Source organism: Chthonomonas sp., from assembly GCA_016788115.1.
Taxonomy (GTDB): domain Bacteria; phylum Armatimonadota; class Fimbriimonadia; order Fimbriimonadales; family Fimbriimonadaceae; genus UBA2391.
Window position 1 is genome coordinate 261,827 of sequence record JAEURR010000006.1, and the last position, 24,655, is coordinate 286,481.

A 24,655-nucleotide genomic window follows, 5' to 3' on the forward strand; every position below is an offset into this window, starting at 1 on the left:
TGCCTGTGGTAGTCATCCAGAAAGCATGCGGGGAGAACGTTGATAGTGGTCGTTGTAGGGGTGGGGCTCATCGGGGGCTCCATTGGATTGGGCCTACTCGACTCGGCCTTTGCGGAATCGGTCATCGGTTACGACCCAGACCCCGTTTCTCTTTCAACCGCCGTTAGCCATCGTTGCGTTAGCATCGCGACGGGCTCGCTAGACGACGTCAGCTTGGCCGATATGGTCGTCCTCGCATCGCCACCCGAGACCATCCCGCAGCTTTTGCGCGATCTGGAACCCATCATCGGTCCGCAAACCGTGATCACCGACACGTGCAGCGTCAAGGGCGTCATCATGGATGCGGTCCCCGAGAGTCTGCGCTCCCGGTTCGTGGGTGGTCACCCCATGGCAGGCCGGGAACTAGGAGGCGTGAAATACTCGCGCAAAGATCTGTTCGATGGGTCCTCGTGGATTCTGTGCCCGTTCCCCGAGACAGATCAAGACGCCTACCTTTGGGTCCAACGCATGGTCTACGCGCTCGATGCACGACCGGTGCGGCTCTCGCCAAAAGAGCACGATGAGCACGTCGCGCTGCTGAGCCACTTGCCGCACGTCCTCGCAAACGAACTGCTCGCCATGGCTAGCGAGTTGCGTAAACCGGACATTCATGGCGGCTCATGGTCAGACCTCACCCGTGTCGGTGGGAGCAACCCCGCGCTGTGGGAGCAGATTTTCAGTATGAACTCGGAAGCGCTCCAAGGCACCCTCGGGACTCTCATCGAACGGCTCGAAGCGGCCAAGAAGATGCTCGCAGAGGGGAACACAGCTGGCCTACGCGAGATCATCGAGAAGGCGGAAACCGCACGGTATCGGGCGGTGACTCCGCAACTCCACCAAGTAAACTCGGAGTGATGGAGATCGTCGTCTCGCACTCTGGACCGCTGCGGGGCTCCATCCGTACGCCCTCCGACAAATCGCTCACCCACCGCGCATTCATGTTTGCCGCGGCAGCGCAGTCCCCGAGCGCAATCCTAAACCCACTCATGGGCGAAGACTGCGTCAGTACGCTGCGGTGCCTCGAGCAGTTGGGAGCCCTACCAGAGCGAGTAGGCAATGGGTTCAAAATCGTCCCCGCCCCGGAGTGGTTGCAGCCTGAGCACGAATTGGACTGCGGAAACAGTGGGACCACGATGCGACTCCTCAGCGGGTTCCTGGCTTCGCGTCCGCTGCATGTACGACTCATCGGCGACGCCTCGCTGTCAAGACGCCCGATGCGGCGTATAGCCGATCCGCTTCGTCTCATGGGCGCAAAGATCGAAGGCGATACTCCCCCACTCTCCCTCCAGGGCGGCCGGCTACGCGCGATTGACTACGCCTCCCCCGTCGCCAGCGCTCAGATCAAAAGCTGCATTCTCCTCGCTGGGTTACGCGCCGAAGGCACGACCTGGGTATCCGAGCCAGCGCCGAGCCGCGACCACACCGAGCGCATGTTGCGCGCGCTTGGGGTGCAACTCCACGATCGCTGCGATGGCGGAGTCGGGGTGGACGGTGGCACGAAGTGGGACGGATTTGAGTTCAATGTGCCCGCCGACATCTCGAGCGCCGCATTCTGGGCGGTCGCGGCGGCACTGCTCCCCGGCTCCGAGATCGAACTCAGGCAAGTCGGCACCAACCCCAGCCGAACCGGGCTCTTGGACGTTCTTACGCAAGCAGGCATCCCTTGGGCAGCGACGAACGAGCGCGATGAGTTGGGCGAACCGATCGCCGACCTCCGGCTGTCCTGCCGCGCGACCTTGCGGCCCTTCGAGATCTTCGGCGACTTGGTGCCTCGACTCATCGACGAGATCCCGGTCCTTGCCGTCCTCGCAACCCAATGCCACGGAACGACCACAATCCAGGATGCGGCCGAACTCAAAGTCAAGGAGAGTGACCGGATTCTCACCGTGGCGAATGGCTTGCGGGCGATGGGCGCAAAGGTCGAGCCAACCGATGACGGCATGATCATCACCGGACCGACGCCGCTGTGCGGCGCTACCATCGATGCCCAGGGAGACCATCGCATTGGGATGGCGTTCGCCATCGCGGGTCTGATTGCGCAAGGAGACACCATCATCCAGGGCGCGGACGCGATCGCCACGAGCTATCCTGGATTCTGGAGTGATTTGGAGACGTTGCAGGGATGAGTAACTGGGTAATCGCGATCGACGGACCGGCTGGTGCAGGCAAAAGCACGGTTGCCAAATTGTTAGCTCACCGATTAGGTTTGCGATATTTAGACACGGGCGCAATGTACCGGGCACTCGCCCTAAAGGTCACACGCTCGCACGTGTCGGTCGCGGATGAGCCGGGTATCGCCGAGATCGCTCGGGACCTCGACGTTCACTTTGGCGAAGGCGACCCGCAGACGGTCTGGCTCGGGGCCGAGGACATTTCCGAGTCGATCCGCACACCCGAAATTGGCGAGTTGGCGAGCGCGCTTAGCGCTTATCCCAGCGTCCGGCGTCACCTGGTCGCTCGACAGCAATCGATGATCCACGAGGGTGGCTACACGCTAGAAGGTCGAGACACCACGACCGTGGTCGCCAAGGACGCAGACCTGAAGGTCTTCCTCACCGCGAGTCTGGAGGAGCGCGCAAAACGACGGCACAAGGAACTCCAGGAGCGCGGCATTGAGATCGACTACGACGAGCTTCTTCGCCAGATCAGCCAGCGAGACCACCGCGACTACACGCGGGACGAGAGTCCACTCTCCATCGCCAAAGATGCCCTGCGGATTGAGAGCTTTGGGGTCTCGCCCGAGACCATCGTCGAGCAGATCATCGCTGCTCTCCGACGGAAAGTTTGAACGATCCGACCGGTGTGTGACATTCCCTAGTGGTGCCGTGCGTCTAAGCACCTAGAAGCAACGACTTTTGCTGGGAGATCAACTATGTCTACTCTATCATTGCTCGCCTCTGTCATCGCCGCGTCGTCGGCCCAAGCGACCGAGATCACGGTCTACAACCAAGGGTTTGCGCTCGTTAAAGAGAGCCGGCAACTACAACTCAACAAAGGGTTTCAGCGCGTTGCCATCGAGGATGTTGCGACGCAGATCGAAACCGATTCGGTAGGTATCCGGAGTGTTTCGGCTCCGGGGTCATTCAGCGTCCTAGAGCAAAACTATCAGTACGACCTTATCAGCCCCCAAGCCATTTTGCTCAAGGCGGTCGGATCCGAGATCACGCTCAACCGCGTGAATCCAGATGGCTCGAAGGAGCGAATTGTCGGGACGCTGCTGAGCGCGCCCGGTCAGGTCGCGGGCACGGCGGGCAACTACGTTTACTCGGGCATGGTCCTGCAGACGAAGGACGGACGAATTCTGCTCTCACCCACGGGTGAGATCGAAGTCACCTCCATCCCGGACGGACTCATCAGCCGCCCCACGCTCATGTGGGAGCTCGAATGCGCCAAGGCTGGGGCCAACACCGTCGAGCTCAGCTACCTCACGGGCGGCGTTTCGTGGAGCGCCAGCTACGTGCTGGCCCTGGACCAGTCGGGCAGCATGGGCGATGTGAAGGGCTGGGTCACCATGAACAACGGCTCGGGCATGACGTTCAAGGACGCAAAGCTGAAGCTGCTTGCCGGTGAAGTCGAGCGGAATCGACCGCGAGACTTCGGTGCACCGCGGGGTTCCGGGGGCGTGGAAGCGGCCCCGATGACCAAGGCAGATTTCGCCGAAGAACAGTTCGCGGACTATCACCTCTACACCCTGGGACGGCCGGCGACGGTCCGCAACAACGAGCAGAAGCAGCTAAGCCTGCTCGAAGGGACCGGGATCAAGGTCCAGAAACGCTTGGTCATCGACCCAATGCGTAACTATCAGGGTTGGCGCGCGAACGAGGGGGAGGTCGGCACTGGCTCGATGAAGCCCCAAGTTCGCATCGAATTCAAGAACTCGAAAGAGAACAAGATGGGGATGCCAATGCCGAAAGGGCAGGTCAAGGTATTCCAACGAGATAGTTCGGGCTCCTTGCAAATGCTGGGAGAAGACGCCATCGACCACACGCCCAAGGACGAACTGCTGTCACTCGTCGTAGGTCGTGCCTTTGACATCGTCGTGGAGCGCAAGCGTACGAAGTTTGAGTACATCTACAGCGACGCAGGCTCCAAGCGCAGCAATATTGGCGCACGTGAAAGCTATGAAATCGAAATTCGGAATCGTAAGGACACCGACGAAACGGTCGATCTGATCGAGCGCTTCTGGGGCGATTGGAAAGTCACCAAGAATTCCGATGATTTCACCCGGCCCAACGCAGAGACACTGCTCTTCATCGTTCCCGTCAAAGCGAACTCCACCAAGAAGGTCACCTTTACGGTCGAGAATCGGTGGGGGCGCTAGTGCGTGGAACTGAGTCCGGCACGGAATTTGTTACACAATCTGGAATTATGAAGACGCTGTTGAAGTTAGGTTTTGTCGCCGTACTAGGTGCATCTCTGGTACTCGCTGGGTGTTCGAGCTCGAAACCCGATGGGGCCATGCAAGCTCCCGCTGGCGCACCCGGTATCAAGGGTCAAGTGAACGCTGGCACTACCGCCCCCGGAGGCACCACCACGGAAGGTGCCAAGCCCGAGGGCGCGGCGACGCCAGGGTCCACCGCTTCCTCTGCCGCTCCGCAAGAGGAAAAGGAGGCAGGTCCGGACTATGCCGCTAAGGGCGGGGCGAACACCAACGCCCCGAAGCCCGAACCTCCGACTCCGGAAGAGGCCAAGGTTCCTGCCGAGCGTGTCGAACCGAAGGGCGACTTCACTGCGGTGGTCGGCACCTACGAGATGGAAAAGTCTGCTGTCATGAAGGACATGGATAAGAAGCTCGCAGCCAAGGGCCGCAGCCCATTCTTCTCCGAGCTTGAAATCAAGGCAGACGGCACGTACATTCGCAAGTTCGGTACCACCAAGAAGTTCATGACCTACTCCGGCACGGTGACCGCCGAAGGGACCGCCATCGCTCTGCACCCGCTGCTTACGAACGGCAAGCCTTCGACCGGCAGCGCAGACAAGGTAGTCTTCAACATGCGCGTTCTCCAAGGCGGCAAGAGACTTGAAATGATGGTCAAGACGCCCGGCGCAAGCGAGCAGATCTCCATGGCGTTCGTTCGCAAGTAAGAAAACCTCGTACATCTGCGGTGACCCTGCGCCCGGCTCGAAAGATCCGGGCGCATTTTCATATCTTTGAACGCTTTTTGAACCGCATTTAGGTTCAATTTGCTATACAATGAGGGTGGGAACGCACGCATTGCTGTGTGCACCCTATCACGAGTTATCGTACGGAGTTTTCAATGATGAAGAGGAGTCTGTTTATTCTTTCCGCTTGCGCCGCCTTGGCCGGAAGTGCCATCGCCGCAACCACGGTCGTCGATTTCGACAACCAGTATTTCGCCACCTCGGCCCCCGCGGTCTTTAGTTCATTCTTTATTAGCCAGATCGATTCCACGGCATCTGGCACCAACCTAAACGTCGGCAAGTGGGACGACCCCACGCTCCAGACAAGCGCTTTCCCGAACGGAAACATTGCTCGCATCACCAACCCCGCTGGTAGCGGCGGTACCGGTCCGGTTCCCGCTGGCAACAACACCAACGCCCTCGAACTGAAGTTCAGCTTCATGGGCCCGGGTGCCACCACGGGCGGCGGTCGCCACGTGGACGGCGCTCGCACCTTCCTGCGCGCTTCGTCGGCCATCTCGACCGGCACGAACAAGATCTTCTGCCCGGCCATCGACATCACAAAGCCGGTGACGTTCGACATCTACTCGGTCGAATCGATCGAAGTCTCACTCATCGTTCGCGAAGCCAATTACACCGGTCTCGCGGTCGGTCAGAGCCCGGCCTCGATCACTGCATCTTCGCCATTCGGCGTTGCCATCGTGGGTGGTGCACCGGCGGGTCCGGGCGCACTCCCTTCGGCCACTCGATTCGAGGGCGGATTTGTCGTTCCGGCTGGCCAGTGGAAGACGCTGACCTTCGACATGAGCGACCTTTCGAAGTACACGTTTGTGCGCCTTTCGGGCTCCAACGCGTTCCTCTCGAGCGCCAGCGGCAACAACTTGATCGGCCTTGAAGGCATCGGCATCTCGCCACTTGACGCCGACCAAGCCACGCCGAAGAAGCACTGGGTCTTCGTGGACAACTTCCGCAGCGGTCTCCAGACCCTGATGACCGGTAAGTTTAACCTCGGTACCGACCCGCTCTTCAACCTGGCTGGCAAGACCATGAGCATCTACATCAAGAACGGCGGCGGTACCCAAGTCATGGCTCCGACCAACGTGACCTTGGATGCAAGCGGCAACTACTCGCTGCCGATCACGCTTGCCGATGGCTCGTACACGGCGTACGGCGAAGGTCTCACCCACTGCCGCCAGGGCGTGGCGATCACGGTTTCGGGCGGCAACGCTACGAACGTGAACTTCACTCCGCTGAATGGCGATGGCGTTAAGGACAACACCGTTGACTTCTTCGACTACTTGCTCCTTTCGGATAAGTATGAGACCGTGGACGGCGACGCAGGCTACGATGCCACCGCCGACTTTAACAAGGATGGAGAGATCAACCTGTTCGACTACTTCATCGTCTCGGATAACTACGAGAAGGTCGGCGACGACGTCTAATCGACGTTCGATGATTCCGCAAGAGCCCCGGAGCGAGAGCGCCGGGGCTCTTTTCTTCTGTCTCTAGTCTATCTTCGAACGCTGCTATCACAATTTGGTCAACTGTGAAGCTTGCGTTTCGTACCCGGTGGAGGTGCTCGGGGCTCCGTACCTGGTTTCCAACTCCTGGGTTGTTACATGCCGAGTGTCACCGCGTCTCCCCGGAGGCCAATCCGCTAGACACCATCGAGGATGGAGCGGCACTGGGTCTTCTAAGTTGCCATACACTCGACGCACCTCCAAACTTGCGGAACTTCGTGCACTTTCCCCTCTCGCCCTGAGGGACTGCCATGGCCTCGAGTCTCCACCTGATCGGAAGGACTGTGCAGATCTGACGTCTCTAGATCTAGATTGATGTACTGAACTCGCTTGTTTGCCGGATGTGTCACGATGCCGAGACCTTTCCGTTGTCTCTCTTCTCGAGAGCTCCAACCTCCAAAGCCTGTGGGAGCCGCCAGCTGGCCCCGACTCCCTCAAAATCGTCCTTCCCCTCCGGGAACGAAGAACCATAAGCGAGTTTCGCGCCCAACGTCGCGAACCAGTCTTCGCCCACTAGTTCCCGCCCGAGCTCGCGCCACCGGGCATGGGAGGCGACCCCCACGCCTAACTCGCCCAACGAAAAGTGAAACGGCCGCCTCGCTCCAACGAGCGGTGCGGCCGTGTCTCTCCTTTCGATGCTGTGTTTTGAGTTGGGGTCTGTTCGGTTCGCAGCAGCTAGGCGCCTAGCCCAACCACCGCGCGGATCTCGGGGTCGCGTCGCAGTCGCTCGACGGCTCGCGAGAGCCGCTTGCGCGCATTGACGCTGGTCATGTCGGTCCGGTCAGCAATCTCGTCGAAGCTGAGGCCGAGGTTAAATCGCATGAAAAGGAGCTCTTGATCCACGACATGCAGCTTGCGAAGGCTGTTGCCCACAGAGTTTTCGATCTCCAGCATGCAGCCGTCCTCTACCGGGACTTCAGGCACGACTTCGAATCCAATCTCTGCGGTGCGTCGCGAATACTCGCGCCGTCGCCAACTTCGAATCGTGGTTCTGGCGAAACCACTGACCCAAGTTCCGAGCGCGCTTCGCTCAGAGTCGAACTTTGATAAGTTCTGTAATACGTCGATAAGGCATTCTTGTGCGAGCTCCTGGGACTCTTCTGCGGTCAAACCGAATTGGATGAACCGACGCACCAGCAGTCCCCGCAGATAACCTGCGAGGTTCTCCAAGTTCGTCTTGTCACCTTCACTCGTTTGCCGTGCCCAGTTAGCTACGCACACGGATTCCGGTACGTTGCTCACTTGTTACACTCCCCATTCGGATTCAGCGCCACTATTCAGCGTCTGCCGAAAATAATCTAGGACCGAGGCGATCCTCAGGCCATGCGGCCGTTTTGGTTCCACGATCTCTACTATGATATTGTGGATTTTTCGGAGAATTGTGACGCCGGCAACTAAAGTTAACAATATCCCGTATAATTGCGGTGGGGATAACTTTCCACATGTCGGAATAAGTGCCAGGTTGTGTCACGAATCGGCATGTTTTGAACCGATATTGAACAAAGATTGATTTTCGAGAGTCTATTTCAGCGGGCCAAACGTCCGCGAGTTAAGGGACTCCAGACGTGGCGCAGGCCTATTAAACGAGGAAGTTTTCTTGGAACCCGGAAAATACGATTTGATCGCAGCGAAGAAGCTTAGTTGTAAAGATACGACTGAGTTGCTCTACCTCTTTGTTTGCGACGAGCTCCCTGATGCCGAGGCTCAACAGGTGAGCGCTCACCTCTTCAATTGCAAGCATTGTCGCACCGCGCTGGCCGAGACGGTCCGCATCGCGGGCGTCCTCAGCACCGTCATGCCGCGCATGCCGCAGCAGTATTTCTCGGTAAACAACTAGCCTAGGGCCGCCCCGAGGCTTTGTTCGTTCCATTTTCTAGGGCCCACTCCTCACACTCTTCCGTTTGGGCGGTATCTCAGGTTCGCTGGCTTCACAATCTTAGGTCTAAGGAGACTTGACGATCTGTGAGCACTTCGATTGATTCCCCCACCCTTCGTTTCGAAACCCTGGCGCTGCACGGCGGTCAGTCGGTAGACCCGACCTCAAAGTCCCGCGCGGTCCCCATCTACCAGACCACGAGCTACGTCTTCGACGACACGTCGCATGCGGCGAGGCTCTTCGCCCTCCAAGAGTTCGGGAACATCTACACCCGGATCATGAACCCCACGACTGATGTGTTGGAGCAGAGGCTCGCGGCGCTCGAAGGCGGGACGGCGGCCGTTGCCACGGCAAGCGGTCAGGCGGCGGAAACGCTCGCCATCACCACCATCTGCGAAGCGGGCGACGAGATCGTCTCCGCCAACTCCCTGTATGGCGGTACGTACAACCTCTTCCACTACACCCTGCCCAAACTTGGCATCCACGTCAAATTCGTCGATCCGAGCGATCCGGAGAACTTCCGGCGCGCGGTCACCGACAAGACGAAGCTCTTCTACGGCGAGTCGATCGGCAATCCCAAGCTCGATGCCTTCCCCATCCAGGCCGTCGGTGCCATCGGAAAGGAGCTAGGCATCCCGCTCATGATCGACAACACGGTCCCGTCGCCGTACCTGTGCAACCCGATCCCGCTCGGGGCCAATGTGGTCGTCCACTCGCTTACTAAGTTCATCGGCGGGCACGGCACCAGCATCGGCGGTGCTCTCATCGACGGCGGTAACTTCGATTGGGGCAGTGGTCGCTACGCCAACTTCACCGAGCCCGACCCGAGCTACCACGGCCTGAAGTTCTGGGAGGTCTTCGGCGACTTTCCTGGTCTCGGCAATGTGGCGTTCGGTCTGAAGGCGCGCGTGCAGGGCCTGCGCGACCAGGGCCAAGCGCTCTCGCCGTTCAATGCGTTCCTCATCTTGCAAGGGATCGAGACGCTGCACCTGCGCATGGAGCGGCACAGCGCCAACGCCAAGCGGGTGGCCGAGTTCCTCTCGACGCATCCCAAGGTCTCGTGGGTGAACTATCCGGGTCTGACCACCAGCAAGAACCATGCCGGGGCCAAGGCGATCCTTCACCGGGGCCAGTACGGCGCGATCGTCGGATTCGGCATTGGCGGCGGCTACGATGCAGCAGTGAAGTTCATCGATGAGCTAAAGGTGTTCTCGCTGCTCGCGAACATTGGCGACGCCAAGTCGCTCGTCATCCACCCGGCGAGCACGACCCACCAGCAGCTCGCGCCCGACGAGCAACTCTCCGCGGGCGTCACCCCGGACTTTATCCGGCTTTCGGTCGGACTGGAATCCATCGACGACATCATCGACGACCTCGACCGAGCACTTCGGGCGATCTGACGGTGGCGACTATCCCTGGCGCTCCTGCGCCAGGGATAGATAGAATGGTGCCATGAGCGACCGCTGGATTGCCGCGCCCATCTTGGGCGTGCCGAACGTCCGCAAGTCTGTCGAATACTACCGGGATGTGCTTGGCTTCACACTCGATCCCGAAGAGGGCATCTTCTCGCCCGACCCCAGCCAACCCGGCGGCGTGTACGGCATTGTCTCGCGTGACGGTGTGAGACTTCACTTTCAGCTCCGCCGACAGTGGTCGCCGATGCCCGCGCGTTCCGAGATCGAGTGCGATGCTTACATCATGCTTCCTGACGTGGACCGCTATTACGAGGAAGTATCAGCGCGTGGGGCGCGCATCGTCCGCCCCCCGATGGATAACCCGTACGGTCTGCGGGACTTCGTCATCGAAGACCCGAACGGCTATCGCATCGTGTTTGGCAGCTTGATGCCATAAAGCCGGGAGTGATCGTCCTTACGGTAGCGTTGCACTCATCAGCGCAATCCTCGGTAGGAACCCTATGCCTGGTAACCAAGACCGTCTAGATCGGCTCGAAGCCTCGCTTGAACAGATCCTCCAACGCCTTGATCGACTCGAACGGAGGCACGATGTGGAGATCGGTCGTACTGCCGACTTTCCGCCCGCCCGGACGACCATCCCCGTACAGCCCTTCCAGTGGACCGCTGAAGAGGATGTTCGCGTCATTCCCCCGCCCGTCATCGTGCCCACAGAGCCCACGCGGACAACCCAGAAGACCGCCGATGAGTTGGAGTACTCCCTGGGGATCAACGGTTTGCTCCGTGGCGGAGCAGCGGTCATGCTGCTTGGGTTCCTACTCCTGGCTGCCGTACTGATTGGAAGAGGGATCATCACCCCGACGGTTCAGTTTGCGGGAGAGATCACCGGGTGCTTGGCCCTCATCGTGCTCGGGTTCGTCAGGAGGAACGATCGCGAAGACTTCGGCCAGCTCATGACCGCGGTCGGTTCAGCCGGGCTCTACGCCAGCTTCACCGGGGCGCACGCCTACAAGCATCTGATCTCCGCGGAAACGCTCGTCGTTCTCGCGGTGGTGCTGAGTCTGTTGAACCTTGCGTACGCGACCGTCTTCCGGTCCAAGTCGTTCCTGGCAATGGGCATGCTGGGAGGCCTGGTGGCGACGCTTATGGCGGGGTCCGAACGATCGTTCGTCACCCAGATTGCCCTGCAATATGTCATCGTCGCCCCGGCGGCATGGATCGGGGCCCGGTACCGCTGGACGAAGATGCTGATGATCTTGTGGGTGGCGGCGGCGGCTTGTCTGCTTGTCCCGCTAGCTGCGGTGAGCCATGGTACGGGTGCGATCGCTCTGTATGGCACGACCCTGATTCTCGCCCTCGCTGCGGGGAACTCAACCCGCGAAGAGACCGACTATTCACAGCGCTGGCTCGCTGCATTCGTCCTCATGACCGGAGGACTACTCACGCTCCTGTTCTGGGCACGCCCGAGCACCGCCCTTGAACTCGTCGGGTTGGCCGTCACCTCCGTTGCACTCGGCTGGGCCGTCATCCGCGACACCGGCTCGCGGGTGAGCCTCTTGTGCGGTGCGTCGATCCTTGTCTTTATAGTTGCCCCGATGTGCTTGGATGCCTCGCGGACGACGGCCATTTACGGCATCGAAGCGGCGGTCTTAGCCATGCTCGCCTGGAGCCATCTCGGTCGATTCGCCTGGATTTTCAGCATCGGGACTGGCCTCTTCTGTGCGGTCGTTTTCTACGGAAGAGACGCACTTGTTGGGTGGCCGCCCATCACCCCCGCCGCGACGTGGACGGCGCTGCTGTGCCTTTTCTTGGCGATAGCTCTGAACGTCATTTACGAGCTTCATCAGAAGCAACTACCCAAGCTCGACGTCCTTGTCTACGGCCAATCAGGCGCGCTCGTCGTTCTCTTGGGCGAAATGATTTCGTACACGGCTCGCTCCCGATTTGCGCCGCTGACGTTGGTGGACAGCACCCTTCTCGCGACCTCCATTGCCAGTCTGAGCTTCTCGATCATCCTGCTGCGAGTCCGCAAAGAAGCGTTCTTCTACTTCTATGCGTCTCTTGCTCCCATCGCAGTGATGCTCCCCGTTCTGCGCGAGCCAGCTGACGGCCAGCCCACCGTCAAGCTGGCGGCCCTGACAATGAATCTGGCCGCACTTGTCATCTCCGCAATCCAAACTCAGGGAGCGAGAACGAGCGCTGTCGTGCGCGGGTTTGTTGGTCTGGGCATCTCCCTGATTTCGATCCGACTGGTGGAATCGATTGCTTACCAAATCGGCGGCTACGACCAGTCGAAGCCCGCTGCCTTCACGGCGATCGCTGCAGTGAGCATCATCTGGGCCGTGCTCGGGCTTCGCACCCGGCTTCGAGCCGACATCGCCCTTTGTGGCGTATCGACCGTCGCCAGTTGTGTAGCGGCGCTCTCCTTCTCCCCGCACACTCTTCCAATCTTGGTGATGCTGCTGATCAAACTCTCCGCGATCGGTTCGCTCGGAGTGTTCTACGTCCTCATCAAGCAGGAATCCACCACGCTCGCAAAGGTCGGCATCGCGGTTTGCGGTTGGATCGTCACGGCGGACTTCATCTCGCTGCACTTGCTCGGTGACCTGCTCGGAATCCGCGAGAACGCGACCACCAGCATGAGTTGGGTCATGTACGCGCTCCTGATCATGTGCGCCGGGTTCCGGCTCAAGGATCGCGTACTGCGCTACTCCAGCCTGGTGGTCTTCGCGATCACGGTCGGCCGCATAATGATGGTCGACTTGAGCGCACTAGACCCGGGGATCCGCGCGGCCGTATTCCTCGTCGTCGGATTGGTCATGACCGGCGCAGGCTACGGGTACATCGTCTGGCGTAGCCATGCGGGCGCAAGCGAGGAAGCAGAAGGGAAGGCTCACTGAGCCCGCCCTTCTCGTCGTTAGCGGCGGCGGCGGCGCAAGACGAACGCACCGATTGCCACGCCAGCCATTGCCAGCGTCGAAGGCTCGGGAACGATCGGGGGGACTTCCCCATTCACCCCAAAGTCGATGTACACCGGGAAGCAAACCGACTGCCCCGGGAACAGAATCGTCTGGAACTCCAGGCCCAACAGATAGTTGCCGGGAGTCGCAATTCCCCCTGCGTTCACGTCGGGGAAGAACGTGTCCACGGACCCGTTCGTCATGGCCGCAGCGATTTGGCTGGCGGTACCCGCCGCCGCGCCGAAGCAACCCGGCCCTGTCAGGCGCCCGGTCGACAAGCCGTCCGTCATCGTCCAAGATTTGAGCGCGCTGGTTGAGAACAGCGGCTGGACCACATCGTTTCCGATGGTCCCATCCACATCAAAGTCGAACACGCAGAACCCGTTCGCAGTGATCGTGGCGGCGCTACGATTGTTGAAGCACAAGTACGTGTACAGGCGCACCGTGTTTGGTCCGGTATCCGTCAACTGATAGCAAGTTTGCGCATCGACATCCTGGACGACCGCGCTCCCCGCGGTGACGAGATTGCCGATGTAGTTGTACTCCACAGCATTCGTGCCGCTGAGGACCTTTGTTGTCGCATTAGCGAGCTGCCGTTCGCGGGTGTCGTTACCCAAGCGGTAGAACCAGTTACCTCCCGAAACATGGCGCTTTCTAGGGCTCCCTGCGGGCTCGCTGACGTTCAGACAATTCGATGTGAGTGTAGACGCGACTGACGAAGTGTGCAGCGGCAAAGCCGCCCCGGCACACCATTGGACACTGCGGTCCCAAACGCGAATACATCGTTCCCCGCCGTCAAGACCTGACCAGTGTTTGCCTGAGCGAACGCAAAGGTCGACGCGGAAGCAACACCAAGCACTAGAGCATATCGGCAAGATTTCATTAAGTCCTCTCCATTGCGACCAAGTAGGTCTACGAAATCTAGAATACAACGAAATGCGTAGAAGTACCAACATTTCTACGAGCCCGCAAGCTGTGATACAATGCCGTCATGCGAGCAGGTCGCACCCGGGCCTACGGGAAGGGTTGAACCCACCTGACATCAATCTCATCGTGACAACGACCGACCTTGGGTCTGCACGGTAGGCCACAGACCGTAACAGGATCGGATCTATGAATCTACAGCTACCGACTCAGCCCTCGCTCGACCATTTGCGCGCGCAGGCGAAAGACCGCCTCGCCGCCTTGCGTCAGCAAGACCCCGCCGCTCGCCTCCACCAAGCGCAGCACACGCTCGCACGAGACTACGGTTTCGCCAGTTGGCCGCGGCTCATCCACCATGTTGAGGAAGTGCTCCTCGCAGCCTCGGGCAACGCCAAGATCCTCGCCGTCATTGAGCGCGGCATCCTAGGGGGGAGCGATGCCAAGAAGTCGGCCCGAGCGATCGGCCTCCACCCGGTCGTCACCCGTTTGTCCGCGGCCGGGGCCGCCATTGCGCTCGACTACGACGCCCTGCTGGCGATGCTTCCAAGCGACGTGAATGCCAAGCTCGGAGAGGGCAAGGCACCCGCGCTGGTTTACGCATGCGCGTCCCCACTGGCTCGCGAGCGCGATGCGGACATGGTACGGATCGTGGGCGAGCTCTTGCGCCGGGGAGCCGATCCAGACGCGTCCTTCATCCACCCCTACGATGGCGGCACACCGCTGTCCGCGCTCTACTGCGCGAGCGGCATGGCCCGATCTCCCGGCGCGACCAAGCTATTATTGGATGCGGGCGCGAACCCGAACGACAACGAGTCGCTCTACCACTCAACCGAGGTCCCAGAGCACGACTGCCTGCGACTGCTTCTCGAGGCGGGGGCGAAGTTCGAGCGCACAAACGCCGTCCTTCGGATGCTTGATCGCGAGGACCCGACGGGCCTTCAGCTCATGCTCGACTACCACCCGGATTTGCGCTACCCGAACGCGCTGGTCCACGCCATCCGGCGAGGTCGGAGCCAGGCAATCTTGGACCAACTGGTAACCGCTGGAGCAGACCCCGATCTTACGACCGATTTCGTCACCGCCCGGCAGCTCGCGTTCGAGCGCGGATACTCTCTGCCCGGTGAGTACGAACCCTCGCCCGCCGATCTGCTCCTGGCGGCATGTTGGCGGGGCGACGTGGCCGAGGCGGGTCGACTTCGCGAGGAGCATGCACGATTGAGCACCATGCGCCGCAAGGCGTTCACGGGGGCAATCTGGCTGGGTCGCCATGAGCTCATTGAGGCGTTCTTTGCTGGCGGATTTGGGCACGCCGACCGCGACGACAGCCATGGAACCCCGCTCCATGCGGCGTGCTTTGCCGGCATTCCGCAAAGTGTCGAGATCTTGCTCCGCCACAATCCACCGCTCGACGACGCCACCGATGTGTACAACGCCATCCCGCTACAGTGGGCGATGCACGCCTCGGAACACGCGCCGAGCGATGCTCCAGATGCCGACTACGCCAAGATTGTCGCGATGCTCATTGCGGCAGATTCGCCTCGCCCCGTCAGCCTGTTCGGCGACGACGAGGTGCGCGTCCTGCTGCTGGAGCGGTGGCCCGACCTGACCGTGTAGCTGCAGCTACCGGCATGCATCGAGCTCGCGCGGCGAGTACTCGCCGCGCCACTCGATGTCAATCCCGTGTGGTCGGAGCAGCTCATCGAGCTGACCGATGTGCCCGTGCAGGTGCCGCAAGCTGAGAATCAGCAATTCGAACCGCGACACCCCGGGGTACCAGTTGTAACCGCAATGTGGCTCATCGAGATCGAGCGAATCAATCTGCGCGTCCACTTCGCTGTCGATGAGGTCCACAAACTCGCGCATTTCAGCCTGAGTATAGGGCTCGACGACCTCCGCTTCCCCATCTAGGTAGGTGCAGTCAACACGGTGCTTTGGCCACCGCTGCCACGCTTGCAGGTTCGAATACAGGTAGAGGTGCGCGTACCCGGCTGCGTGGAAGAGCTGTCGCCAAAAGGTCCGCGGATGCTCGCCCTGGGTCCAGACTTCGGGCGGGCATTCATCGATGATCTGTCGCAGCGTCGCCAGTGCAGCGTGGTTCTGCCGCTTGAACGCTTCTCGTACGGTCGCGGAATCCATACGTTCCAATACGTTGAACGCGGGTGCGGGAAGTTCCAGAAGAAGCTGGTGGAGGTTTCCGCGCGGGGCAGAGCCCTGCACTGGGTGCGATGAGCGCCAGCGCTTCCGTCGGGGAAAACGAACTCGACTCGCGTTGTTCTCATTTGGAAGGCAACGGCCTTGGGGTGCTGCAGCCTGAGCAACAGGCTCAACGTGCGTTGAATTGTACGACTCACAGCCTCGCCAATGAAAGGGAACAAGAATATGAAAGAATATCAAGCTAGCTGGCCTGCGAGAACGGATGAGCCGGCGGAACAAGCCGAGCGGGGGCAAGCGGCAAGTCCGTTGGGAAAGCAGTACGACTGCGCCTTACTTGGCCAGCAATCAACTCCTCCCGCCCGACTCGGTACAACCGCTATACTCACCCCATGAAAGAGTGTCGCATCGTTCGCAGTTCCGAGGGGTTTCATGGCAAACAGGGACTGGACTACTTCAGCGGTATCTCTGCCGAAACCGTCGGCGCGGAAGCAATCTGCATGCATATGCTCGTCATGCCGCCCGGCGCGCAGGCCAAACCGCACTTCCACGAGTCCCACGAAACCGCGATCTACATGCTTGAAGGGACCGCTGAGTTCACCCACGGTCCCCATTTGGAGCACCGCGACACGGTCTCAGCGGGCGACTTTATCTACATCCCGGCGGGAGTTCCGCATTGTCCTCGCAACCCAAGCGACTCCCGCGCGGTGGCGGTAATCGCCCGGACCGACCCCAACGAGCAAGAGAGCGTCGTGCTTATCGGGGAGTGACCGGCGCGAGGCCGCTCCCCGATGTCTGATTGGCTCCGCCTCGTACGATTCCTAATGCTCCCGGTGATGTCCGTTTGGTAACACGTAACGTCCAGCGTTGCGTAGGGTCCGCAGTGACTCAGCTGGCCGCCTCATTCGATGAGCTTCACCAGAAGCTCAAGCTGCTTGACAAGCCAAGAAGGGTGAAAGCATGCACGAGATCATGCTCAATACCTGCCCCGACGCCGCGACCAAGGTCGAGGTCCATTCTGAGGGCGAATCTTCCTGGCTGACCCCGCAAGAAACCCCGCGCTACCCCTCAGCGGAGAGACCCCTAACCCAATACCAACAATACAAGGACGTTTCTGGCGAATTGGGGACCTTGAGAAACTGCCGTTTTCCGATCGAGTATTGCTCAAAGCCTCGCACCAAGGGTGGATCGTGCTGAAGCGAAAGCCTGGTGGGCGGTACAGGATTTGAACCTGTGACCCCTTCGGTGTGAACGAAGTGCTCTACCACTGAGCTAACCGCCCGGAAGACGACCATTCTACCCCCAACTTGGCGCGGGAAGGCACCATCTAGAACTGCCACAAGACTTAGACTATGCTATGATATTTAGCATGTGTTCAATCTGGCGGGCGGTGCTCCTTTGCTTGGTTTTCGTTGGGGTCGTGTGCGGATGCACCCCGGCTCCAAAAGCCGAGACTGGCAAGCTCAACGTCGTCAGTACCGTCGGCATGGTGAACTACCTCGTGAAGGAGATCGGTGGGCCGCACGTGACGTCCGTCGCGCTGATGGGTCCCGGCATTGACCCCCACCTCTACCGTGCCACCGCAGGCGATGTAACTAAGCTTGAAAGCGCAGACTTAGTGTTATACGTCGGCCTGGAGCTCGAGGGCCGAATGACCGAGATCTTCGAGAAGATGGTACAGGGCGGCAAGCCCACCGTCGCCGTCGCCAAAGACATCCCAGAATCGTTGCTGCGCGAGGTACCCGGCTTCGCGGGAAAATTCGATCCCCACATCTGGTTCGATGTGACGCTGTGGCAGCAAGTCGCCAGGACGGTCGCCGCCGCCCTCGTCGCAAACGACCCAAAACACGAGGCTGACTACGTGGCCAATGCCGCCAAACTCGATGCGAAGCTCAAAGCGCTCGATCAGGAGACCATGGCCGCCCTCGCGACCATTCCCAAACCCAACCGCGTACTCGTCACCGCCCATGACGCCTTCGGCTACTTCGGGCGTCGCTACGGGCTGGAGGTCGTCGGTATCCAGGGGACCAGCACCGCCGCCGAAGCCGCTGCCGGCAGCATCCGCCGGGTCGCCGACCTCATCGCCGACCGCAAAGTGAAGTCGATCTTCGTCGAAACCAGCGTCCCGCCCGCCACCATCGAGGCGCTGCAGCAAGCAGTCCGTTCACGCGGCTGGGACGTGAAGATCGGGGGCAAACTCTATAGCGACGCGATGGGCCAAGACGGAACCGCCGATGGGACCTACCCTGGCATGGTCCAGCACAATGTGCACACGATCGTTGAGGCCCTGAAGTGACCGCGACCGACGCCGCGCTGATCGTCCGCGACCTGACCGTCACCTACGGCGCGCGCCCGGTGCTGTGGGACATCGACCTGGATATCCCCACCGGTAGCCTCACTGCCATCGTTGGACCAAACGGTGCAGGCAAATCGAGCCTCCTCAAAGCGGTGCTCGGTTTGGTGCCAATAGCGGCAGGAAGTGTGCGCATTTTTGGACAGAACTACAATCAAGTCCGCAAGCAAGTCGGTTACGTTCCCCAGCGCGGATCGGTCGATTGGGACTTCCCCACCGACTCCCTCGATGTAGTCCTCATGGGCATGTACGGCCAACTCGGGTGGCTCCGCCGCCCCAAGAAATCGCACCGCGAACAAGCGCTCGCATGCTTGGAGCAGGTCGGCATGGCGGACTTCGCCCGCCGACAGATCAGCCAGCTCTCGGGCGGTCAGCAGCAGCGGGTCTTCCTCGCCCGAGCACTTGCGCAGGACGCGCGGCTTACTTTCATGGATGAGCCGTTTGCGGGGATCGATGCCACCACCGAAGAGACTTTGCTTCGGCTTCTGGAGCAGATGCGGTCCCAACAGAAAACCGTCGTCGTGGTGCATCACGATCTGGATACCGTCCGGGAGCGGTTCGAGCGAGTCATCCTACTCAATGTCCGCGCCATCGCTCAGGGACCGGTTGAGTCCACCTTCACACCGGAGAATCTTCACAAAACCTACGGCGGATCGATGGCCATGCTAAATCGATGACGCTCTTCGACGCCCTGCTAAATGACTACACCCTGCGCAATGTTGCGCTTGGTTCGGCCATCCTGGGCATCGTCAGTGGCGTGCTGGGTTCCTTCGCAGTCCTACGCCGCCAGGGTCTCATGGGCGACGCCCTCAGCCACGCCGCGCTCCCCGGGGTCTGCATCGCCTACATGCTCACCGGCTCCAAAGCTCCACTCACCCTGATGCTCGGGGCAGCGTTCACGGGGTGGCTTGGGATGTGGATGATCATCCAGACGATCCGGCGTACGCGGGTTGACAGCGGTTCCGCCCTGGGCATCATTCTCACGACCTTCTTCGGGTTCGGTGTCGTGCTGCTCACCGTCATCCAGAAGCGGAGCGATGCGGAGCAAGCCGGACTTGACAAGTTCCTATTCGGGCAAGCAGCGGCCCTCGTCACGAGCCAAGTCGTCACCATGGCCGTGCTGGGCAGCCTGGCGCTCGCGATCGTGCTCGCCCTCTTCAAAGAGTTCAAGGTGCTCGCCTTTGACCCCGACTTTGCACGCTCCCTCGGCCTCCCGACCCATGCGGTCGGTAACGTGCTCACCGGGCTACTTGTGGTCGCCATCGTCATCGGCCTGAACACGGTTGGCGTCATCCTCATGTCAGCGATGCTTGTAGCACCGGCCGCCGCGGCGCGACAGTGGACGAACTCTCTGAGCACCATGGTGCTGCTGGCCGCCATCATCGGCGCAGTCTCGGGGACCACGGGCGCGATTCTGAGCGTCCAGCTCAGCGGAGTCCCTACCGGACCCGCGATCGTGCTCGTCCTCGCCGTCTTTGTGATCGTCAGCTTGGTCGCCGGATCGGCCCGGCGCAAGCCGCAGAAGGTGATCGCATGACGAGCGGCCAACAGATTGCCGCCGTCGCGCTGATGGCAGGAGCGGCGTGTTCGCTCGCGGGAGTGTTCCTCGTGCTCCGACGAATGGCGATGATGGCCGATGCCATCAGCCACGCAATTTTGCCAGGACTCGTTGCGGGGTACGTTCTCGCGCACGGACCCAATCTCTGGGTCGGATTCCTAGGCGCGACTGCGGCCGGGCTTGCCACCGTCTGGCTCGTCGAGGTGCTTGCCAAGTCTCGCCGGGTACGTGAAGACACCGCGATCGGGCTCGTCTTCCCGACGATGTTCGCGCTCGGTGTGCTCGTCGTCTCCAAGTTCTTTGCGAACGTCCACATCGACACCGATGCCGTGCTCTACGGCGAGATCGCCATGGCACCCTTCGACCGGTTCCGCTGGGGAGGACACGACCTGGGGCCGCTCTCGCTGTGGGTGCTCAGTTCCCTGTTCGTGTTCAACGCCGTGTTCCTGACCGCTTTCTATAAGGAGTTCAAGCTCTCCACGTTCGATGCCGGGCTTGCCGCGTGCTTAGGGTTCGCGCCAGCGGCCCTACACATGCTCCTCATGACCAGCGTCGCAATCACCACGGTGGGCGCATTTAGCGCGGTCGGGGCGGTCCTGTCGGTGGCTCTCATCATCGTGCCGCCGGTGACCGCTTCTCTGCTGACCGAGCGCTTGCCGATTCTGATCGGCCTCTCGGGGCTCATTGGGGCGCTGGGAGGAGTGCTCGGTTATGTTCTGGCCGCCATGTGGGACGTAAGCATCAGCGGCATGATTGCGACCACTCTCGGAGCCATGTTCTTCACCGCACTGCTCGGCGCCCCGCGCAAGGGGATCCTGAGCCAACTGGCCCGCCAGCGGCAGCAGCGCCTCCAATTCGCCGTAGAGATGCTGGCGGTCCACCTCGCCACCCACGAGGCAACCGCCGACCGCGACACGGAAAACTCCATCTGGCACCTGGAGCGCGAACTCGGTTGGTCCCCCAGCAGAGCGGCAAGTATCGTGCGCCGCTCCGAACGGGCGGGCTACGTACTGAGCCGCGACGGCCAACTCCAACTCACTGAGGCGGGGCACGCGCTCGTCGAGACCACGCTCGCGCGCTAAATCGGATACCATTCGCACATGCCGCTCAACCGGGATCAACTGGCACAACGCGCAGCGCAAGAGCTCCGCGATGGGTTCTATGTCAACTTGGGCATCGGGATTCCGACGCTCGTAGCGAACTACATCCCCGAGGGTATGGACGTCGTGCTGCAATCCGAGAACGGCATGCTCGGCCTCGGACCGTTCCCCTACGAAGGAGAAGAAGACCCGGACCTGATCAACGCGGGCAAGCAGACAGTCACCGAGATTCCGGGCACCAGCTACTTCAGTTCTGCGGACTCGTTTGCCATGATACGGGGCGGCCACATCGACCTCAGCATCTTGGGGGCGATGGAGGTCAGCCAAGAGGGTGACCTCGCAAACTGGATGATCCCCGGCAAGATGGTGAAAGGCATGGGCGGCGCGATGGACCTCGTTGCAGGCGTCCGGCGCGTGGTTGTCGTCATGGAGCACACGAACAAGGCCGGCGAATCCAAAGTTTTGCCCAAGTGCACGCTCCCACTCACAGGCAAGGCTTGCGTCCAGTTGGTCATCACGGACTTGGCCGTGTTCGAGATCACCGATGGCGTCATGACACTCATCCAACTCGCTCCAGATGTGAGCTTGGAAGAAGTTCAGTCAAAGACCGCGGCGTCGTTCGCAGTTTCGCCGACGCTTCACACCCTCGCCCTGTAACCGTTACGAGAAACGCGCAGAAACTGCGCGTATTGGCACGGCATGTGCTCATGAAGTGAGTGCTATGCCGAACAATCTCCGACTTGCAGTCGCGCTCTTGCTCACCGTCCTCGCCCTCGGCGCATCGAATATGCGAGCCGAAGCCCGCGGGTCGGGTTCCATGCAAGCAGCATCCCATTGGGAAGATTGACGGCACTGAACCTTCAAACCAGAAAGAGAGCAACTTCAAAGGGCCCCTCACCGTGGGGGGCCTTTTTCTTGTAGGGGTAAACATGGCGAATGGAATTTGTCTTGTGCATCGTGCTTGGGCTGATCGCTGGCCTCAGTAGCGGCGTCTTCGGCATCGGCGGGGGCATCCTGATCGTTCCGGCGCTGGTTCTCGCATTCAAATTCAGCCAGCAAAAGGCGCAAGGGACTTCGCTCGCCGCGTTGCTAATGCCCGTCGGCATCTTTGCCGTGATGAACTACTACCGATCGGGCAACGCGGACCTCAAGTTCGGTGCGCTGATTGGCGCGGGGTACCTCGGTGGAGCGTTCTTCGGCTCAAAGATCGCGCTCGCGGCCAGCCAGCAGTCGCTCAGCCGCGCGTTCGGCGTTTTCATGATCGCGTTGGGCTTATGGTTCATTTTTCGCGTGTCGTGAAACCCCTGCCCCCGCGAGCCGTATACTGGTTCGCAGAGGTCCACTGACATGGGAATTTTTGACAAGATACGAGGCGAATTTGTTGACATCATCGAATGGCTCGATGACACCCAGGACACGATGGTGTACCGGTTCGAGCGGCAGGGCAATGAGATCAAGTACGGCGCCCAGTTGACCGTCCGCGAGAGTCAGGCCGCAGTGTTCGTGAACGAGGGCCAGATTGCCGACGTGTTCGGCCCAGGCCGGTTCGAGCTCAAGACCGAGAACCTTCCAATCTTGACCACGCTCAAGAGCTGGAAGTTCGGTTTCAACTCGCCGTTCAAGGCCGAGGTGTACTTCGTGAACACCAAGCGGTACACCGACCTCAAGTGGGGCACAATGAATCCCGTGATGATGCGCGACGCCGAGCTTGGAGTCGTCCGCGTCCGCGCCTTTGGCACCTATGCCATGCGCGTCACTGACCCTGCCAAGTTCCTACAGGAAATCGCCGGGACCGATTGGCAGTTTACGACCGACGAAGTCACCGAGCACTTGCGCAATCAGATCGTCAGCCGGTTTGCTGAGGCCACGGCCCAGGCCGGGATTCCCGTGATCGATCTGTCGGCTCGCTACTCCGAGCTGGGTGACCAGATCCTCGCCACCATCGCCAAGGACATCGAAGCGATCGGCATCGAGCTGGTCAACTTCCGCATCGAAAACGTCTCGCTCCCGCCGGAAGTCGAAGAGGCCATCGACAAGCGCTCGAGCATGGGTGTCGTCGGGAACTTACAGAACTACACGCAGTTCCAAGCCGCGAACGCGATCGAAAAGGCCGCCGAAAATCCGGGAGGATTGGGCGCGGCGGGCGTCGGCATGGGGATCGGCCAAGTCATGGGCCAGATGATGACAACCGGAGCACAACCGCCCGCGCCCGTGGCGGCTCCTCCTGCTCTCGAATTCCACGTCGTCGTCAACGGCGCATCAAGCGGCCCCTACAACATGCAGACCCTGCAGACCATGGTGGGTGGTTCGCTCACGGCGGACACGCTCGTTTGGCGCGCAGGAATGGCGGACTGGCAGCCTGCCTCAAAGGTCGAGGCACTTTCCTCGCTGTTCAGTTCGGTGCCGCCACCGGTCCCGGGTCAGTAACACGTCTCTGTGAGCCAAGTAGCCCACTATCCGTGTGAGCAGTGCGGGGCGCAACTTGAGTTTGCGCCCGGCGCGACGGACTTGGTGTGTCCTTACTGCGGGCACCGGAGCGCGATCGCGGTCCCGACAACGGTTGTTGAGGAACTCGCTCTCGACCAATTCCTCGATCGAGCACACCTCAACTGGGAGCTAGAGCAGGGCAAAGTCGTGCACTGCAACTCGTGCGCGGCCGAGTTCACGCTCCCCCCGGACCAAGAGACTCAGACCTGCCCGTTCTGTGGCTCGCACGTTGTCGTCCCCATCAACAATGAGGAGCGCATTCCACCGAACGGCGTGCTCCCCTTCGTCATCACCGGCGCGAGGGCGCGGTTCGCCATGGGCGAGTGGCTCGGCTCGCGATTCTGGGCACCCCGCGATCTCAAGCGCATGGCCCTCAAGGAGGGCAGCCTGAAGGGGATCTATGTTCCCTTCTGGACTTTCGATAGCCGCACCATCACCGACTACACCGGCCAGCGCGGCGAACACTATTGGGTCACCGTCACGTATACAGCAGTCGAAAACGGCCGTCCGGTCACTCGGACGCGCCAGGAGCGACGCACCCGTTGGTACCCCGCCGCAGGCACGGTCCACGTTCCTTTCGACGATGTGACGGTTCAGGCGAGCTCCGCCGTCCCATCGCGCTATGCCGAGGGGTTCTCGGACTGGGATCTCCCCGCGGTCGTCCCCTACAATCCTCAGTACCTCGTGGGCTTCCAGACCATGCGGTACGAACTCGACTTGTCCCAAGGACTCCAGATTGGCCGCGACCGAATGCAGCCTGGGATCGACAGCGCCATTCGCTACGACATCGGCGGCGATGAGCAAATGATCCTGACGAAGAACACCCAGTACTTCGACAATACATTCAAGCTCCTGCTGCTCCCGATCTGGACCGGGGCCTATCGCTACCGTGGCAAGCCGTTCCGGGTGCTTATCAATGGTCGGACGGGCGACGTGCGCGGTGAAGCACCCGTCAGCTTCTGGAAGGTTCTCCTAGCCGTCATTCTTGGCCTGAGCGTCGCGGGCGGCATCTTCTATGCCTACCAGGAGTCTCAGCGACGCTCTCAGAGCTCGAGTGTCCAGACCGACTACGTGCCCGACTATCCGATTCGCTAGCCCCCAGTCCGGCAGGTGGCGCACATGTCAAAATAGCC

General features: G+C 60.7%; 23 protein-coding genes and 1 tRNA gene. 20 read left to right on the plus strand and 4 right to left on the minus strand.

Features of this window, described 5'->3' with window-relative positions; genetic code table 11:
- The first annotated feature begins 45 nt into the window (after positions 1 to 45).
- The 6 genes from JNM85_06390 (at position 46) to JNM85_06415 (ending at position 6,623) form a co-directional block, all read left to right on the plus strand.
- Positions 46 to 894 (plus strand): prephenate dehydrogenase/arogenate dehydrogenase family protein, encoded by an 849-nt coding sequence (locus JNM85_06390; GenBank protein MBL8087684.1) that lies wholly within the window; start codon positions 46 to 48, stop codon positions 892 to 894.
- Positions 894 to 2,165 (plus strand): 3-phosphoshikimate 1-carboxyvinyltransferase, encoded by a 1,272-nt coding sequence (aroA, locus tag JNM85_06395; protein ID MBL8087685.1) that lies wholly within the window; start codon positions 894 to 896, stop codon positions 2,163 to 2,165. Before JNM85_06390 ends, aroA begins: the two co-directional genes overlap by 1 nt.
- Positions 2,162 to 2,827, plus strand: a complete 666-nt coding sequence (locus JNM85_06400) for a (d)CMP kinase (protein ID MBL8087686.1) — start codon at positions 2,162 to 2,164, stop codon at positions 2,825 to 2,827. Before aroA ends, JNM85_06400 begins: the two co-directional genes overlap by 4 nt.
- A gap of 84 nt (positions 2,828 to 2,911) precedes the next feature.
- Positions 2,912 to 4,360, plus strand: a complete 1,449-nt coding sequence (locus JNM85_06405; protein MBL8087687.1) for a DUF4139 domain-containing protein — start codon at positions 2,912 to 2,914, stop codon at positions 4,358 to 4,360.
- A gap of 47 nt (positions 4,361 to 4,407) precedes the next feature.
- A complete protein-coding gene (locus JNM85_06410) occupies positions 4,408 to 5,124 on the plus strand; it encodes a hypothetical protein (GenBank protein MBL8087688.1) in 717 nt (238 codons plus the stop codon).
- A gap of 173 nt (positions 5,125 to 5,297) precedes the next feature.
- Positions 5,298 to 6,623 (plus strand): hypothetical protein, encoded by a 1,326-nt coding sequence (locus tag JNM85_06415; protein ID MBL8087689.1) that lies wholly within the window; start codon positions 5,298 to 5,300, stop codon positions 6,621 to 6,623.
- A gap of 753 nt (positions 6,624 to 7,376) precedes the next feature.
- Here the strand turns inward: JNM85_06415 and JNM85_06420 are convergent.
- Entirely contained in the window at positions 7,377 to 7,943 is a 567-nt protein-coding gene (locus JNM85_06420; protein MBL8087690.1) for a sigma-70 family RNA polymerase sigma factor, read from the minus strand.
- A gap of 355 nt (positions 7,944 to 8,298) precedes the next feature.
- Between JNM85_06420 and JNM85_06425 the strand changes: the two genes are divergently transcribed.
- From JNM85_06425 to JNM85_06440, 4 genes are all read left to right on the plus strand, one after another.
- Positions 8,299 to 8,538 carry a zf-HC2 domain-containing protein gene (locus tag JNM85_06425; GenBank protein MBL8087691.1) on the plus strand — a complete coding sequence of 80 codons (240 nt, stop codon included), beginning with the start codon at positions 8,299 to 8,301 and terminating at the stop codon, positions 8,536 to 8,538.
- 137 nt (positions 8,539 to 8,675) lie between these two features.
- Positions 8,676 to 9,977 carry an O-acetylhomoserine aminocarboxypropyltransferase/cysteine synthase gene (locus JNM85_06430; GenBank protein MBL8087692.1) on the plus strand — a complete coding sequence of 434 codons (1,302 nt, stop codon included), beginning with the start codon at positions 8,676 to 8,678 and terminating at the stop codon, positions 9,975 to 9,977.
- A 52-nt stretch (positions 9,978 to 10,029) separates the two neighbouring features.
- A complete protein-coding gene (locus tag JNM85_06435) occupies positions 10,030 to 10,428 on the plus strand; it encodes a VOC family protein (GenBank protein MBL8087693.1) in 399 nt (132 codons plus the stop codon).
- 64 nt (positions 10,429 to 10,492) lie between these two features.
- On the plus strand, positions 10,493 to 12,889 hold the full coding sequence (locus tag JNM85_06440) for a DUF2339 domain-containing protein (GenBank protein MBL8087694.1): 2,397 nt from the start codon (positions 10,493 to 10,495) through the stop codon (positions 12,887 to 12,889).
- A 17-nt stretch (positions 12,890 to 12,906) separates the two neighbouring features.
- On the opposite strand, the gene JNM85_06445 is transcribed toward JNM85_06440, so the two are convergent.
- A complete protein-coding gene (locus JNM85_06445) occupies positions 12,907 to 13,566 on the minus strand; it encodes a PEP-CTERM sorting domain-containing protein (GenBank protein ID MBL8087695.1) in 660 nt (219 codons plus the stop codon).
- Positions 13,567 to 14,062: 496 nt separating this feature from the next.
- Between JNM85_06445 and JNM85_06450 the strand changes: the two genes are divergently transcribed.
- On the plus strand, positions 14,063 to 15,487 hold the full coding sequence (locus JNM85_06450) for a hypothetical protein (protein ID MBL8087696.1): 1,425 nt from the start codon (positions 14,063 to 14,065) through the stop codon (positions 15,485 to 15,487).
- A 6-nt stretch (positions 15,488 to 15,493) separates the two neighbouring features.
- Here JNM85_06450 and JNM85_06455 read toward each other — a convergent pair whose 3' ends face one another.
- Positions 15,494 to 16,009, minus strand: coding sequence for a hypothetical protein (locus tag JNM85_06455; protein ID MBL8087697.1), 516 nt, complete (start codon positions 16,007 to 16,009; stop codon positions 15,494 to 15,496).
- Between the two features lie 407 nt (positions 16,010 to 16,416).
- Here JNM85_06455 and JNM85_06460 point away from each other — a divergent pair, with 407 nt between their 5' ends.
- Positions 16,417 to 16,794 (plus strand): cupin domain-containing protein, encoded by a 378-nt coding sequence (locus JNM85_06460; protein ID MBL8087698.1) that lies wholly within the window; start codon positions 16,417 to 16,419, stop codon positions 16,792 to 16,794.
- 437 nt (positions 16,795 to 17,231) lie between these two features.
- On the opposite strand, the gene JNM85_06465 is transcribed toward JNM85_06460, so the two are convergent.
- Positions 17,232 to 17,306 (minus strand) — tRNA-Val (locus JNM85_06465).
- Between the two features lie 87 nt (positions 17,307 to 17,393).
- Between JNM85_06465 and JNM85_06470 the strand changes: the two genes are divergently transcribed.
- From JNM85_06470 to JNM85_06505, 8 genes are all read left to right on the plus strand, one after another.
- Positions 17,394 to 18,320: a zinc ABC transporter substrate-binding protein gene (locus JNM85_06470; protein MBL8087699.1), complete on the plus strand. Its 927-nt coding sequence runs from the start codon at positions 17,394 to 17,396 to the stop codon at positions 18,318 to 18,320.
- A 17-nt stretch (positions 18,321 to 18,337) separates the two neighbouring features.
- A complete protein-coding gene (locus tag JNM85_06475) occupies positions 18,338 to 19,054 on the plus strand; it encodes a metal ABC transporter ATP-binding protein (GenBank protein ID MBL8087700.1) in 717 nt (238 codons plus the stop codon).
- Positions 19,051 to 19,914 (plus strand): metal ABC transporter permease, encoded by an 864-nt coding sequence (locus JNM85_06480; GenBank protein ID MBL8087701.1) that lies wholly within the window; start codon positions 19,051 to 19,053, stop codon positions 19,912 to 19,914. Before JNM85_06475 ends, JNM85_06480 begins: the two co-directional genes overlap by 4 nt.
- Positions 19,911 to 21,017, plus strand: a complete 1,107-nt coding sequence (locus tag JNM85_06485) for a metal ABC transporter permease (protein ID MBL8087702.1) — start codon at positions 19,911 to 19,913, stop codon at positions 21,015 to 21,017. The genes JNM85_06480 and JNM85_06485 overlap by 4 nt, the downstream gene beginning before the upstream one ends.
- An 18-nt stretch (positions 21,018 to 21,035) precedes the next feature.
- A complete protein-coding gene (locus JNM85_06490) occupies positions 21,036 to 21,692 on the plus strand; it encodes a CoA transferase subunit B (protein ID MBL8087703.1) in 657 nt (218 codons plus the stop codon).
- A 279-nt stretch (positions 21,693 to 21,971) separates the two neighbouring features.
- Positions 21,972 to 22,334: a sulfite exporter TauE/SafE family protein gene (locus JNM85_06495; protein ID MBL8087704.1), complete on the plus strand. Its 363-nt coding sequence runs from the start codon at positions 21,972 to 21,974 to the stop codon at positions 22,332 to 22,334.
- A gap of 48 nt (positions 22,335 to 22,382) precedes the next feature.
- Positions 22,383 to 23,462, plus strand: coding sequence for an SPFH domain-containing protein (locus JNM85_06500; protein MBL8087705.1), 1,080 nt, complete (start codon positions 22,383 to 22,385; stop codon positions 23,460 to 23,462).
- Positions 23,463 to 23,471: 9 nt separating this feature from the next.
- Positions 23,472 to 24,617 carry a hypothetical protein gene (locus JNM85_06505; GenBank protein ID MBL8087706.1) on the plus strand — a complete coding sequence of 382 codons (1,146 nt, stop codon included), beginning with the start codon at positions 23,472 to 23,474 and terminating at the stop codon, positions 24,615 to 24,617.
- The last annotated feature ends 38 nt before the right edge of the window (positions 24,618 to 24,655 follow it).

What these genes read in the sequence shown, in the direction of transcription:
- JNM85_06415 (MBL8087689.1), top strand. Translation starts at nt 5,298, where the DNA reads ATGATGAAGAGGAGTCTGTTTATTCTTTCCGCTTGCGCCGCCTTGGCC.
- JNM85_06410 (MBL8087688.1), top strand. Translation starts at nt 4,408, where the DNA reads ATGAAGACGCTGTTGAAGTTAGGTTTTGTCGCCGTACTAGGTGCATCT.
- JNM85_06435 (MBL8087693.1), top strand. Translation starts at nt 10,030, where the DNA reads ATGAGCGACCGCTGGATTGCCGCGCCCATCTTGGGCGTGCCGAACGTC.
- JNM85_06455 (MBL8087697.1), bottom strand. Translation starts at nt 16,009, where the DNA reads ATGGATTCCGCGACCGTACGAGAAGCGTTCAAGCGGCAGAACCACGCT.
- JNM85_06400 (MBL8087686.1), top strand. Translation starts at nt 2,162, where the DNA reads ATGAGTAACTGGGTAATCGCGATCGACGGACCGGCTGGTGCAGGCAAA.
- JNM85_06495 (MBL8087704.1), top strand. Translation starts at nt 21,972, where the DNA reads ATGGAATTTGTCTTGTGCATCGTGCTTGGGCTGATCGCTGGCCTCAGT.
- JNM85_06480 (MBL8087701.1), top strand. Translation starts at nt 19,051, where the DNA reads ATGACGCTCTTCGACGCCCTGCTAAATGACTACACCCTGCGCAATGTT.
- JNM85_06460 (MBL8087698.1), top strand. Translation starts at nt 16,417, where the DNA reads ATGAAAGAGTGTCGCATCGTTCGCAGTTCCGAGGGGTTTCATGGCAAA.
- JNM85_06470 (MBL8087699.1), top strand. Translation starts at nt 17,394, where the DNA reads ATGTGTTCAATCTGGCGGGCGGTGCTCCTTTGCTTGGTTTTCGTTGGG.
- JNM85_06405 (MBL8087687.1), top strand. Translation starts at nt 2,912, where the DNA reads ATGTCTACTCTATCATTGCTCGCCTCTGTCATCGCCGCGTCGTCGGCC.
- JNM85_06500 (MBL8087705.1), top strand. Translation starts at nt 22,383, where the DNA reads ATGGGAATTTTTGACAAGATACGAGGCGAATTTGTTGACATCATCGAA.
- JNM85_06450 (MBL8087696.1), top strand. Translation starts at nt 14,063, where the DNA reads ATGAATCTACAGCTACCGACTCAGCCCTCGCTCGACCATTTGCGCGCG.
- JNM85_06490 (MBL8087703.1), top strand. Translation starts at nt 21,036, where the DNA reads ATGCCGCTCAACCGGGATCAACTGGCACAACGCGCAGCGCAAGAGCTC.
- JNM85_06485 (MBL8087702.1), top strand. Translation starts at nt 19,911, where the DNA reads ATGACGAGCGGCCAACAGATTGCCGCCGTCGCGCTGATGGCAGGAGCG.
- aroA (MBL8087685.1), top strand. Translation starts at nt 894, where the DNA reads ATGGAGATCGTCGTCTCGCACTCTGGACCGCTGCGGGGCTCCATCCGT.
- JNM85_06440 (MBL8087694.1), top strand. Translation starts at nt 10,493, where the DNA reads ATGCCTGGTAACCAAGACCGTCTAGATCGGCTCGAAGCCTCGCTTGAA.